Source organism: Roseibium aggregatum, from assembly GCF_017309185.1.
In the GTDB taxonomy this organism is placed as follows: domain Bacteria; phylum Pseudomonadota; class Alphaproteobacteria; order Rhizobiales; family Stappiaceae; genus Roseibium; species Roseibium aggregatum_B.
The window spans coordinates 277452-291163 of sequence record NZ_JAEKJZ010000002.1; the positions used below are offsets into that span (position 1 = coordinate 277452).

Sequence of the window (13712 nt, forward strand, 5' to 3'; positions counted from 1 at the left end):
TCGTTCCTCTCCTAAATATCCGAAGAATGGTTAAGGACAAAGTTACCACGCGCCGAACGTTGTCCAGCGCGCTGCGGATTTCCGGCTTTGCAGGTCCTTGGACCGGGTATCGGCTTTGGGGTCCGTACCCGTAAATTCAGTTTTCAGGCGTCAAAGACCACCGAGATGCGCCTCGATCGCCGAAACCGCGGCATCCGCCTTCGCACCGTCCGGGCCGCCGGCCTGGGCCATGTCCGGACGACCGCCGCCTCCCCGCCCGCCGAGGGCTTCGGAGCCGATCCTGACCAGATCCACTGCGCTGACCTTGTCGGTCAGATCCTTTGTGACCGCCGTGACAATCGCGGCCTTGCCGTCCTCGGCCACGTTGATCAGAACCACGACGCCGGATCCGAGTTGAGCCTTGGCCTCGTCGGCCATGCCCTTGAGGTCTTTCGGATTGATGCCTTCCACGGTCCGGGCCATGACCTTGAAGCCGCCGACCTCCTTGACCGGAGCCGCGCCGGCTTCGCCGCCCCCCATGGCGAGCTTCTTCCTGGCATCGGCCAGCTCTTTTTCAAGGCGCTTGCGCTCTTCGACAAGCTGCGCGATCCGGGCCGGAGCTTCGTCCGCGCCGGTCTTCAAAAGTCCGGCAATGTCGCGCATGCGCTTGTCCTGCGCGTCGAGATAGGCCCGGGCCTCCGATCCGGTCAGGGCCTCGACCCGGCGAACGCCGGCGGCGACAGCGCCTTCGGAAACGATCTTCACCAGACCGATATCGCCGGTGCGCCTGACATGGGTGCCGCCGCACAGTTCGAGGGAATAGGGCTTTCCGGCCTTGTCGCCGTGCAGCGCCGTGCCCATGGAGACGACCCGGACCTCTTCGCCGTATTTTTCACCGAAAAGCGCCATCGCTCCGGCCTCGATGGCATCGTCCACGGCCATCAGCCGCGTCTCGACCGGAGCGTTCTGGAGAATGATCTCGTTGGCAAAGGTCTCGACGGTCGCCAGTTCCGCGTCGTCCATCGGCTTTTGATGCGAGAAGTCGAAGCGCAGGCGCTCCGGCGAAACCAGCGATCCCTTTTGCGCAACATGGGTTCCAAGCACTTCCCGCAAGGCCTCGTGCACAAGGTGCGTGGCCGAGTGGTTGGACCGGATTGCCGTGCGGCGGGCATGGTCGACCTTGAGTTCCAAAGCCAGCCCCGCCTTCAGTTCGCCTTCCTCGACGGTCACGCTGTGAACGAACAGACCGTCCGCCTTCTTCTGGGTGTTGGTCACCTTGACCCTGACCCCGGGCGCGATCATCAGGCCGGTGTCGCCGACCTGACCGCCGCTCTCGCCGTAAAAGGGCGTCTGGTTCAAGATCACGAAGCCGCTCTGACCCGCGGCAAGCCCGTCCGTCTCCGCATCGTCGGCGACCAGACCCGCGACGACACCTTCCGCCGTCTCGGTCTCGTAGCCCAGAAAATCCGTGGCGCCGTGCTTTTCCTTCAGAGCGAACCAGACCGTTTCCGTGGCAGCCCCGCCGGAGCCGGACCACGCCGCCCGGGCTTCGGCCTTCTGGCGCTCCATGGCCGCGCCGAAACCATCGACATCGACGCTGATATCGCGAGCCCGGAGCGCGTCCTGGGTCAGATCGAGCGGGAAACCGTAAGTGTCGTAGAGCTTGAAGGCGGTTTCGCCGTCGAGCTGCCCGCCAGCGGAAAGGTCCGCCGTGGCGCCGTCCAGAAGCCCCAGTCCGCGTTCCAGCGTCTTGCGGAAACGGGTCTCTTCGAGTTTCAGCGTTTCGGCGATCAGATCCTCGGCGCGCACCAGTTCCGGATAGGCCCGGCCCATCTCGCGGACCAGCGCGGGAACGAGCTTGTGCATCAGGGGATCGGCCGCGCCCAGAAGATGGGCGTGACGCATGCCCCGGCGCATGATCCGGCGCAGAACGTAGCCGCGACCCTCGTTGGAGGGCAGCACGCCGTCGGCGATCAGAAAGCTTGAGGAACGCAGATGGTCTGCAATCACCCGGTGACTGGCAAGGGCCGCCCCTTCCGCATCCACCCCGGTCGCGTTCTCGGACGCTGAAATCAGCGCCTTGAAGAGATCGATGTCGTAGTTGTTGTGAACACCCTGCATGACCGCAGCGATACGTTCGATTCCCATGCCGGTGTCGATCGACGGGCGCGGCAGATCGAGGCGTTCCGCCTCCGTCTGCTCATATTGCATGAAGACCAGGTTCCAGATCTCGATGAACCGGTCGCCGTCCTCTTCCGGGGATCCCGGAGGTCCGCCCCAGATGTGATCGCCGTGATCGTAAAAGATTTCCGAGCAGGGACCGCAGGGACCGGTATCGCCCATGGACCAGAAATTGTCCGAGGTCGCGATGCGAATAATCCGGTCTTCGCTCAGACCCGCGATCTTCTTCCACAGATCGAACGCCTGATCGTCCTCGGCGTAGACGGTGACCAGCAGCCTGTCCTTGGAAAGGCCGAATTCCTTGGTGACCAGGGTCCAGGCAAGCTCGATGGCAAGCTCCTTGAAATAGTCGCCAAAGGAGAAATTGCCGAGCATCTCGAAGAAGGTGTGGTGCCGGGCCGTGTAGCCGACGTTGTCCAGATCGTTGTGCTTGCCGCCGGCACGTACGCATTTCTGAGACGTCACGGCCCGCGAATAGTCGCGTTTTTCCAGGCCGGTGAAGACGTTCTTGAACTGGTTCATGCCCGCGTTCGCGAACATCAGGGTCGGATCGTTGCGCGGTACCAGAGGCCCGGACTCCACCACCTCGTGGCCGTTCTTGTTGAAATAGTCCAGAAAGGCGGAGCGGATTTCATTTACGCCGGTCATTCGGGTCTCGCATCGGTCCATGCCCGAAGAGCCGGGCAAATTGAATTACGCAATGGCGCCGGATGTGAAGCAATCCGCGCACCGGAACAGCCTTTTAACTTTGACCTCCAACCCTGTCCAGCGGTTGCAGGCCTAGTGGCGCGTTGGAAGTCGCAAGAAATCGGAAACTCTGTCTCATCCGCTGCTCTAACATGACGGACAACGACAAAAGGGCCTCCCCCGAGACGGGAAAGGCCCTGAATGGCCGGACAGAGGTCCGGAACGGCTCGACAGCCTTTCGGCCGGCCTAACTCAATCGTCCGCGGCTTCCTCGGGCGCGGCGTCCGGGTCGATGATCGCATCGGCGATCAGGCCCGCGTTCTGGCGCACGGCGAGTTCGATTTCCTCAGCGACCTCCGGATTGTCCCTCAGGAACTGCTTGGCATTCTCGCGGCCCTGACCGAGGCGCTGGCTGTTGTAGGAGAACCACGCGCCGGATTTTTCCACGACATTGCCCTTCACGCCAAGGTCGATCAGTTCGCCCATCTTGGAGATGCCCTCGCCATAGACGATATCGAACTCGACCTGCCGGAACGGCGGGGCAAGCTTGTTCTTGACGACTTTCACCCGCGTCTGGTTGCCGACCACCTCGTCCCGGTCCTTGATCGAACCGATCCGGCGGATATCGAGACGGACGGAGGCGTAGAATTTCAGTGCGTTGCCGCCGGTCGTCGTTTCCGGCGAGCCGAACATCACCCCGATCTTCATGCGGATCTGGTTGATGAAGATCACCATGCAATTGGATTTGGAAATCGAGGCGGTCAGCTTGCGCAGGGCCTGGCTCATCAGCCGCGCCTGCATGCCCGGCAGGCTGTCGCCCATCTCGCCCTCGAGTTCCGCCTTCGGGGTCAGCGCGGCGACGGAGTCAATCACCAGCACGTCGATCGCTCCGGAGCGCACCAGGGTGTCGGCGATTTCAAGCGCCTGTTCACCGGCATCGGGCTGGGAAATCAGGAGATTGTCGATATCGACGCCCAGCTTGCGTGCATAGATCGGGTCGAGCGCGTGTTCCGCATCGATGAACGCACAGATCCCGCCATCTTTCTGGGCTTCCGCGACCGTATGCAGCGCCAGCGTGGTCTTGCCCGACGATTCCGGACCGTAGATCTCGACGATACGTCCGCGCGGCAGCCCACCGATCCCGAGCGCGATATCCAGACCGAGAGACCCGGTCGAGACCGATTGCACCTCGACCGCCTGGCCTTGTCCCATCTTCATGATGGACCCTTTGCCGAAGGCTCTCTCAATCTGGCTGAGCGCCGCATCCAGCGCTTTTGTCTTATCCATCTGGCTGCTTTCTACGAGACGAAGTGATCTTTGTGACATGGCTACGCTCCTTATTCCACGATGGACGCGCTGTTTCAATGAATGCGTTTGTACACATTTTGTTCTCTTTTTGCAAGCGCTCAAAGGTAGTTGGAACTTAAGCGGAAATGCGCCTTTGTTTCCAATATGTTCTCATCTGTTCAAATTTAAATTTACGTTACGTCAATTTTGAAAAGAACAAGACGAGACAACGAGGCTCCGGAGAATCATGCCCTCCCGCGAGAACTCTCCCGGTTGCCGCACCCGCGCGGATCCGGTAGAGCATCGGATCTAGACCGGGACGGCCTCAAGAAGCCGGCCGGTGTACCCGGCGCTGTTCAATCGGAGCTTTCCCTTCCGTGTCTCCTTCGGCAATCCGTCCCGTTGTCGCCATCGGCGCGGTTCATATGGACACAATCGCCCACGCGTTCCAGGACATCCGGCCGGAGACGTCGACGCCGGCGCAATTCGGAACCTCCCCCGGCGGCGTTGCCACCAATGTCGCCAGGGCCTTGAACCGCCTGGGCCTTGAGACCTGTCTTGTCGGTTCCGTTGGAGACGACGGCGCGGCGCAGGCGCTGACCCGCCAGCTCGACGCGGAAGGTCTTCGCCTTTGCCTCGTGCCCCGGCCGGGCTTTGCCACCGGACGCTATGTCGCCCTGCACGACCCCGACGGCTCGCTCAAGGCGGCCTGCGTCGACGACCGTATCCTGTCGGAGGCCCCGGCAGATCTTTTCGACGCCGTCCTCGATGAGATCGCCGGGACCGCGCCGGGCCGAACGATCTGGTTCGTGGAAGCCAACCTGCCGGCCCCGGTGCTGACCCGCGTTCTGGAAAGGACCGGCTCGGGTCTGGTGTTTGCCAATGCGGTCTCAAACGCCAAATCCGTCCGCTTGAAACCGCATCTCCGCCGGCTGAACTGTCTGATGCTCAACCGGGGCGAAGCCGCCGCCCTGACCGGGAAGCCGGAAGGCACTCCGCTTGCCGCACTCGCCGAAGCCTTGCGGCACACAGGCCTTGAGACCTTCGTCCTGACCGATGGCGGTTCGCAACTGATGGTTCTGGAAGACGGTTCGTTTGAGCGCTTCGTTCCGGCTGTCACCAGTATCGTCGATGTGACGGGTGCTGGAGATGCCCTGACCGCAGGTATCATCGCGGCGCTCGCCAGGGGCTTTTCCCTGAAAGAGGCCGTGCCGTTCGGCCTTTCGGCTGCCGCCCTCACCCTGCGCACGACCGGCGCCCTGGCCGGATCGCTTTCCTGGGCAGCCCTCGGCGGCAACTGAAACAATCGTGTCTGGACACCGGCGGCATCGAGCGCTATGGCCCGGTTTGAAGAAGCAGATAAAGCCCCTTGAGAGGGCAAGAACGAAAGGCGTTTTCCGTGACAGATACCGCTATGGCCGAGGCTTACAGGGACCTGATTGTCTTCAACGGCGAGGTCGACGACGCACTGTCCCGAGGCAAGCCGGTCGTTGCCCTGGAATCGACCATCATCACCCACGGCATGCCGTTTCCTAAAAACGTCGAAACCGCCCGCCGGGTCGAGGCCGATATCCGGGCGGAGGGCGCCATCCCGGCGACGATCGCGCTGATGGACGGCAAGATCAGGGTGGGTCTCGACGACGCCGAACTCGACCGCCTCGCCCGGGCTGAAAGTGTCATGAAATGCTCGCGGGCGGACCTGACATTTGCGCTCAGTACCGGATGTTTCGGTGCCACGACGGTGGCGGCAACGATGATGGCGGCCCATCTTGCGGGACTGAAGGTTTTCGCCACGGGGGGGATCGGCGGCGTTCACAAGGGCGCGGAACAAAGCTTCGACGTTTCCGCCGATCTGGACGAACTCGGCCGTACGCCGGTCTGTGTCGTTTCGGCCGGCGCCAAGGCCCTGCTCGATATTCCGAAAACCCTGGAGGTGCTCGAGACCCGTGGGGTGCCGGTCATCGCCTTCGGGACGGAAGAGCTTCCGGCCTTCTGGTCGCGGGCCAGCGGTTTGAAAGCACCCTACAGCCTAAACTCTCCAGCCGAAATTGGCGCGCTCCTGAAGATGCGTGACAGGTTTCCGGACCACGGCGGCGTTCTGGTCGCGAACCCGGTGCCGGAGGACGCAGAAATTCCGCAGGAGGAAATGGCCCGGTATATCGACACCGCGCTCGGCCAAGCGGAAAAGAACGGTGTCCGGGGCAAAGAGGTCACACCTTACGTTCTGGGCGCGATCCTGGACCTCACGAACGGCCGCAGCCTCGAGACCAACATCGCGCTGGTCCGCAACAATGCCCGCCTTGCGGCGCGCATCGCGGCGGAACTGGTCTAACTGCTGCCCTTTTCCGGGCCAGGGGGCGTTTCCACAGCGCTTTCGTGAGGTTTTTCGGTGAGAGCCCGCCTTTCGATGGCCGCGACCAAGCGGTCGACGTCCTTCAGATGCAGGTCCCGCTGGGGAAACGGTATCTCGACCCCCGCCTTGCCCAATTCGTTGTAAACGGTGAAATAGAGATCCGATTGGGTTGTCAGGATGTTCTCGACGTTTTTCAGATAGCACCTGAGCTCGAAATCGAGCGAGCTGTCGCCCAGTCCCTTGAACAGGACGAATGGGGCTGGGTAACGGGCGACGGTGTAGTGACCGCGCGCCGCGGCAAGCAGGATCGACTTCACCTGTTCCAGATCGCTGCCGTAGGCTATTCCGACCGGCAGGATCAGCCGTCCGGTCTTGGAAGACAGCGTCATGTTCTTCACCGTCCCGGCAATCAGATCGGAATTCGGAATAATGACGTCGTGCCGGTCGAAGGTCTCGATGCGCGTCGAGCGGACCGAGATCTTGCGCACGTAACCCGATTGTCCGGAGACCTCGATCCAGTCCCCTTCCTTGATCGGACGCTCGATAAGAAGAATGATCCCGCTGACGAAGTTTGACACGATGGTCTGAAGGCCGAAGCCGATACCGACCGAAAGCGCCCCCGCGACCACCGCGAGACTGGCGAGATTGAGACCCGCCGTGGACACCGCGATAAGCGCGGCAAGGGTCAGGCCGATATAGCCGGTACCGGTGACGATCGCCGTCTGCGCACCGGTGTCCATGCGGGTCTGCGGCAGAACGGACGCCTTCAGCAAGTTCTGCAGCCACCGGGTTACCGCCACACCGATCCCGAAGACGGCGGCAAGGACAAGAACGGTGTTCAGCGACAGGCGGATATCGCCCAGTTGGATACCATCGCGCACCAGCCGCCAGAACTCGACAAGGTCGGTCGGTCTGGCACCCCAGCTCAAGGCGATGAGCGGCAGGAAGACGACCGTCAGGAGACAGATGAGGCCAATTGAAAAGAAGACGGGCTCCCGGTCCTCGTCGGTCGTCTCCGTTGCCGCTTTGAAAATCAGCAGGGCGACGTGATAGAGCAGGAACCCGACTCCAAGCAGCGCCACCGTCACGATCATGGGCAGTGTCGCGATCCGTGAAAGCTGAACGTAGCCGGCCAGCGCCACAACAACCGCAAGCACGGCCGAGGCTTTCATCAGAAGCGAGAGAAACAGCAAAAAGCCCGAATCCCGCCGCGTGACCGCGGCATCGCTCTCGCCATCCTCGGCCTCTTGCTCCCCGTCCGGGAGTTTTGGCTGTGTGGCGCCGTCGTGCCTGCCGCGATCGTTTCTCAAAACGCCCGCCAGCAGCCATAGCAGGATTGCCGCGAAGGCGATCAGCGGTGTGGACGCCACGGAGGTTGCTGCCGGCTGGAAGTCGTAGTCCCGTTCCAGGGCCTCGACAATCACTTCAAGAACGAGAAAGACCCCCAGGGCCTGACACAGACGCAGACCGAGCCGGGCCTCCCGTTCGCCCAGATTGAGCAGCCGCCACCCCTGCTGCCCGGGTGAGAAGATCGTGTGACCGAGCCAATGGGCCAAAACCATGATCAGGGCCATCACCGGCGTGGCCACAATCACGGTCCTCGCGGAGTTCGGCTGAATGCCGATCAAGGGGACGATCGCGACAAGGGCGGCCGCCCCGACCGCCGGCAGAACAAGGAAGTTCAAATTGCAGACAATCGCGAATAGCAGAGCCTTCGGACCGCTTTGCTGCCGCTCGGCCAACGCGATGAGCCGGCGGGAAACCCATCGCTGAAACACCGCAAGAAAGAGGAAACCGAGAACCCCGAGCCCGATGGCCATCGGGATGGTCTGGTCCAGGCGCTTCGAAACGCTGGGACGGGCAAGTTCACTCGCAATATCCCGGTTGAGCCTGTTGAAATACTGCCGGATGTCCGCCAGGCCGGCTTCCCAGGTCGACGGTTTCAAGGGAGACGGATATCGCTGGGACATGCTTTCCCACTCGCGGGCTCGCAATTGCCGGTCCACCAGACGGATCAGGACTTCAGCCTGTCTCAGTTTTTCCCTCGCCGCCCGGATGGGCGCATCTGCCTGCGCCAGCTGTCCGTTCAGTTCCAAACGCCGGAGCGCGATCTCCTCCGCTTCCTTTTGACCGTCATCGGGAGGCGGGCCAAGGGCGGCCAATTGCGCCCGCAGCGTGTCGGCCTCGACGCTGCCGCGCTGAACGATGGCGTTGTTCAACTGCCGGACCTCGGCAAGCTGGGCCCGCAGTTGCTCCAGCGCATTGATGGAGACCACCCTTTCGTTGAGCGCCGTTACCGCCCTTTGGAAGAGCTCGGGGCGGGCCTGCGCGCTTTCCGCAACGGGCCCATTGTGCTGCGCGGTCGCCGGAGCGCCGGCAAGACAAACCGCGAAAAGAACAATCCGCACAATCTGAACGAAGGCATGCCGGGACTGTCTCATGTATTTTTTGCTCTTTGTTGTGCCGCTGACCGCTTCCGACCGCCGCTTGAACCTTGGTCTGACAATCGGCAAGACGATTGTCAATTCCAAGGCAGACGCCAGGCGGCGGCGACCGGACGAAAAGTCCCATGGCAGCACCCCCGAAATGAGACTGTCGCAAAAGCCGCATATGGATAAGCGTCGAAGCTCAGGCAGGAACGCGCTACGCCGTTGACAGGACGGCGCAACCCTGCCCTTACTTGCGGCACGAGACGCAACGGCATCGCCGGACGGAAAATTGTTCAGAATCCGGACCGTATCCCACAGGAGGCCAGACATGACAGACGCGGCAACCCCTTCAGCCCCGGAAACCGTACCGGCTCCCGCCGGCGGTTTTTCACCGCTTCAGTATCTTGACCGCGCGCTGTCGACGCTCCGCGACATCGGCATCACGCCGGAAAGCGAAACCGACGCGCCGATCAATGCCCTGCTCGAGCAGATTTCCGATCTGTCGCCCGACAAGGTGCTGATCATCACCCGAACGCTCGCCCAGGCGTCCAACTTCAACGAAGTCGTGCGCTCCCAGGTCCAGCAGATGGATATCGGCGAGCGATACGAGGAAATCACCAACGCGTTCAATTCCATCCGCGACGACGCCAAGGCGCTGGTCGATCAGCTGGCGGACGGCAAGATCTCCTTCACCGAGAACCTTGCCAACAAGTGGCGCGACATGCGCCGCGGCACCATTTCCGACCGCTTCGACGACATCCGCGGCACCTACAAGGAAGTTGCCCGGGCAACCAAGGACCAGATCGAGCGCGAACAGACGATCCTGGAAGCCTATCGCGATTTCCGCGGCGCGCTGAAAAACGCGGAAGTGACCGCGCTGGAGATCCTGAACATCGCCGGCGGCAAGCTGGACGCCGCCAAACAGGCCTTGGAAGCCGCGTCCAAGGAAGTCGAGTCCTATGCCGGTGACGATCTGGCGCAAAAGGCCCGGCTGGAATTCGCGCGCGATGAAAAGATGCGCGAAATGCAGGACGAGGAGAAACGCTACCAGATCGCCAAGGACCTCTCCGACAATCTGACGATCGGCTACAACACGTCCGAAGTGATCATGGCGCGGCTGGTGCAGACCACCAACGCCAAGGAACGCGTTTACGCCCAGTCGGTGAGCTTCTTCTCCACCAACGAGTCGGTCCTGACCGCCCTCAACGCCTCCTTCACCGGTTTGCAGGGCCTGCATGAATCCACCGAAACGCTGAACGCCATGAAGGAAGGCGTCAACAAGAGCCTTGAAACTCTTGCGGAAATCGGCGACGAGGTTCAAAAGAAGGCGCTGGAGGCTGGCTATGGCCCGACGGTCGCTGCCGCGTCGGTCAAGAAGCTTGTCGATTCGGTGGTCAACTTCCAGGTTCAGTCGCGCGAGATCATTACCGAGATGCGGGACATGTCGACCAAGAATTCCGAGGAGATCCGGCTGGCGGTGGAAGACGGCAAGCGCCGGCTCGCCAAACTGACCGCGGAAGGACAGGCCCTCTAAGGCATTGGAAAGGTCCGGCGAAGCGGAAGCCTTCGCTTCGCCCGAACTTGAGAAGACGAATACATGGCTGACAAATCCGGCGGCGCTCCTCTCGACGATTTGATGATGGCGATGGACGTGGTGGACACGCTCCGTCACGAGGAAGGTCAGGTCGCCCGTGAATTGAAGACGGACGAGCGCGACAAGGCCATGGTCGAACGGCTCCGGCAGGTCTATGCCGCCCAGGGGATCGAGGTTCCGGACCGCATCCTCAAGGAGGGCGTCGAGGACCTGAAGCGCGACCGTTTCGTTTACGCGCCGCCGGCAGCCGGGTTCCAGCGCACTCTGGCGATGATCTACATCTCGCGCAGTACCTGGTCCAAGTGGCTCGCAGGCGTCCTGGCCGTGCTCGTGGTCGCCGCCGCCGCCTGGTATGTTCTGGTCGCCCTGCCCAAGCAACGGGCCGAAGCCGAGCTTCTCGCCTGGCTTCAGGCCTTGCCGGCAACCTATGGCGAGCTTGTGGACCGCATCGACGCGCTCACGGAGAACGCCGATATCGAGGCACAGGCGCAGCAGCTGGCGGGAGACGGCCGCCTCGCGCTCCAGGACGGTCAAAACGAGACCGCCTTCAAGGCGGAGGCGGACCTGCGCCAGCTCGCGGCGGATCTTCAGGAAGTCTTCGAAGTCCGGATCATCTCCCGCGAGGGCGTGCCGACGGGCATCTCCCGGATCCCCCCGACGAACCGCAACACCGAAAACTACTATATCGTCGTCGAGGCGGTCGATCCGGACGGCGCCATTTTGAAACGCACCATCGTTTCAGAGGAAAACAACAAGTCCGAGAGTGTCGACAAATGGGGGCAGCGGGTCTCCAAGACGATCTATGACGCGGTCCGGCGCGACAAGATGGAGGACGGCATCGTCCAGCAGGGCATTCTGGGCCAGAAGCGGCGCGGGGAGCTCGACATCAAATGGCGCGGCGGCGTTCAGGACGGAGCAATCACGGAATGGTAGGGGCTCCGGACCGACCCAGAGATCAGGAGACTAGGCAATGCTGACCGGACGGCAGACACTTGGCACGATCGAGCAGTCTCTTGCCGACCTGCGCCGCGAGGAGGCTGAGCTCAGCAAGCGCATCGAGCGTGCGACGCGGGCGCTGACCGACCTTCAGGAGCGTCAAAGCGAAGCCTATCGCGACCTGGCCCGGTTCCGCCTCGATACGGATGCCGCGGGCACGCTGAACACCCGGCTGGACAGCGCCGCGCGCGAAGCCCGGAGGCTGCTCGACAAACGCAGCGCCGACTACAAGGTCTTGACCGAGCAACTGCGCGATTGCGAAACGGAACGCAGCCAGCTCCAGAAAAAGCGCCTGGAACTGGACAATGCCCGCGACGCGGCCGAGAACCAGATGGACGAACTGATGGAGGCGGTCGACGACCGGCTCGAAAAGGACAGCGCCTATCTTGCCCAGCGCGAAGCCACCGAAGCCGCGACGGCAACCGCCGAAGCCGCTGCGGAAAAGGCGCGAACGTCCGAACAGGACCGCCAGCAAAAGGGCAAGGCCTACGAGGCCGACCCCTTGTTTCTCTATCTCTGGCAGCGCGGTTTCGGAACACCGGACTACAATTGCCGGGGTCTGATCCGATCGCTCGACGGATGGGTTGCCGGCCTGATCCGGTATCATGACGCACGGGCGAACTACGCCATGCTGACCGGAATACCCGAGCGGGTGGCGAAACACGCGGAACGTTGCGCCGAAATCGCGGAACAGGAAGAAGCCAAGCTCGCCGAATTCAGCCGTAATGCGATGACCGACGCGGCCGGCGCCGACCTGGTCGGCACGATCGAAACAAACAGCGAGGAAATCGACCGGATCGACGGCGAGCTCGATGCGCTCGACCGGCGGATCGAGACGCTGTCCAGCGCGCTCGCGGAGTTTTCCGGCGGAGAGGACTCCGACTTCCAGAAAGCGGAGGAACATCTCGGCCTGTCTCTACAATCCGACGACCTCAACGACCTGTTGCGGATAGCCCTCGACACGCCCTCGCCGGAAGACGAAAAGATCATTCAGCGCATCCAGGATTTCAAGGAACGGGTCGAACAGGTCGCGCGAGAAATCCGTCAGGACAGGGAGTTGCAGCGCGACATCGGCCGGCGCCGCGCGGAACTGGCCGACGTCATCAAGCGGTTCCGGTCCAAAGGGTACGGCAGCTGGGACTCCACCTTTTCCGACGACAACCTGACAACGGTTCTTTTGAGCGAACTTCTCAAGGGCGCCATTACCGGGGCGGACTATTGGGCACGCGCGGAACGCTCCCATCGGCGGCGCAAACCGCGTGGCCGGCGCGTCGCCTTCCCCCAAGGAACGGGCCTGCCGAAATCAATGGGCGGCTTCGGCGGGTTCGGCGGCCCTACGGGACGCAAGTCCGGTGGCAGTTTCGGCGGTGGCGGCTTCAAAAGCGGGGGCAGTTTCGGCGGAGGCGGGTTCAAGACGGGCGACAGTTTCTGACCGGCAAGGCCCCGCGAAAACGTCTTGCGGCAAAAGATCCGGCTTTGCCCATGTCCCGCCACAAGGCTTCGTTAGGAGAGTTGTGTCAGTTTCTGACAGGGGGATACAAGAACCGGGAAATCCCGCTTGGTTGAACGCCCACCATGTCATGGGGAACAACGTCCGTTTGTGCTTGCAACCGGTCGAGAGCTTACAAGTTGAACGAATGAGGGTCTTGCGGGTACAGGTGATCTGGAAAAGATCAGCACCCGAAATGACGATTTAAAATCTGGAACAGCCGATGCGACACATTGTATTTCTTAGCCTGAGCGCCTTCGCCCTCGCCGCTTGCCAGTCCTCCCAGCAGTCGTCGACCCGTCCAGATCAGCCGCAATTGAGCGTGCCTGCTGGCGCCCAGAGCATCAACATTGCGGCCGCGCCGGAAGCGGTCCGCTCCGCACTTGTGGCCGGCGCGCAGGAAAAAGGCACCGTGGTGTTGCAGAACGAGCCGAACATGGTCGTCATGGAGCGGACCATGACTGGAGAAAACCCTGCCCTGGACAGCGAGTTCGGCCCCTCCGACAACGGCCAGCGCGTGATCCGCATTCGGGTCCGCTTTTCCGGTGCGGCCTGCCAGACGCTTGCCGTGCAGGACCTCGCGGTCATCAACAACGTGCGCACCGCTCTTGAACAAAGTTTCGTTCTGCCCGGCAACCCGAACACCATGCAAAGCCTGCAGGGTCTGAAGTCGCGCGCCGAGCGATCCAGTTCGTGCCCGCCGGTATCTTCCTGACC

9 protein-coding genes are annotated in these 13712 nt (G+C 62.3%); 6 read left to right on the forward strand and 3 right to left on the reverse strand.

The window, feature by feature from the left end:
• Positions 1 to 150: 150 nt before the first annotated feature.
• Both alaS and recA read right to left on the reverse strand, forming a co-directional pair.
• Complete coding sequence (gene alaS, locus JF539_RS13465; RefSeq protein WP_207141186.1) at positions 151 to 2808, reverse strand: alanine--tRNA ligase; 2658 nt, start codon at positions 2806 to 2808, stop codon at positions 151 to 153.
• A 291-nt stretch (positions 2809 to 3099) separates the two neighbouring features.
• Positions 3100 to 4173 (reverse strand): recombinase RecA, encoded by a 1074-nt coding sequence (recA, locus tag JF539_RS13470; protein ID WP_207141187.1) that lies wholly within the window; start codon positions 4171 to 4173, stop codon positions 3100 to 3102.
• A gap of 338 nt (positions 4174 to 4511) precedes the next feature.
• On the opposite strand from recA, the gene JF539_RS13475 reads away from it, so the two are divergent.
• Together JF539_RS13475 and JF539_RS13480 are read left to right on the forward strand one after the other, a co-directional pair.
• Positions 4512 to 5435 carry a PfkB family carbohydrate kinase gene (locus JF539_RS13475; protein WP_209017276.1) on the forward strand — a complete coding sequence of 308 codons (924 nt, stop codon included), beginning with the start codon at positions 4512 to 4514 and terminating at the stop codon, positions 5433 to 5435.
• A 113-nt stretch (positions 5436 to 5548) separates the two neighbouring features.
• On the forward strand, positions 5549 to 6466 hold the full coding sequence (locus JF539_RS13480; protein ID WP_207141537.1) for a pseudouridine-5'-phosphate glycosidase: 918 nt from the start codon (positions 5549 to 5551) through the stop codon (positions 6464 to 6466).
• Here JF539_RS13480 and JF539_RS13485 read toward each other — a convergent pair.
• Positions 6463 to 8928 carry a mechanosensitive ion channel family protein gene (locus JF539_RS13485; RefSeq protein WP_207141188.1) on the reverse strand — a complete coding sequence of 822 codons (2466 nt, stop codon included), beginning with the start codon at positions 8926 to 8928 and terminating at the stop codon, positions 6463 to 6465. The genes JF539_RS13480 and JF539_RS13485 overlap by 4 nt on opposite strands.
• Before the next feature lie 316 nt (positions 8929 to 9244).
• Between JF539_RS13485 and JF539_RS13490 the strand changes: the two genes are divergently transcribed.
• From JF539_RS13490 to JF539_RS13505, 4 genes are all read left to right on the forward strand, one after another.
• Positions 9245 to 10450, forward strand: coding sequence for a cell surface protein (locus tag JF539_RS13490; protein WP_207141189.1), 1206 nt, complete (start codon positions 9245 to 9247; stop codon positions 10448 to 10450).
• Positions 10451 to 10513: 63 nt separating this feature from the next.
• Complete coding sequence (locus JF539_RS13495) at positions 10514 to 11443, forward strand: DUF6384 family protein (RefSeq protein WP_207141190.1); 930 nt, start codon at positions 10514 to 10516, stop codon at positions 11441 to 11443.
• A gap of 37 nt (positions 11444 to 11480) precedes the next feature.
• A complete protein-coding gene (locus tag JF539_RS13500; RefSeq protein ID WP_207141191.1) occupies positions 11481 to 12938 on the forward strand; it encodes a hypothetical protein in 1458 nt (485 codons plus the stop codon).
• 280 nt (positions 12939 to 13218) lie between these two features.
• A complete protein-coding gene (locus JF539_RS13505; protein ID WP_207141192.1) occupies positions 13219 to 13710 on the forward strand; it encodes a hypothetical protein in 492 nt (163 codons plus the stop codon).
• Positions 13711 to 13712: the final 2 nt, after the last annotated feature.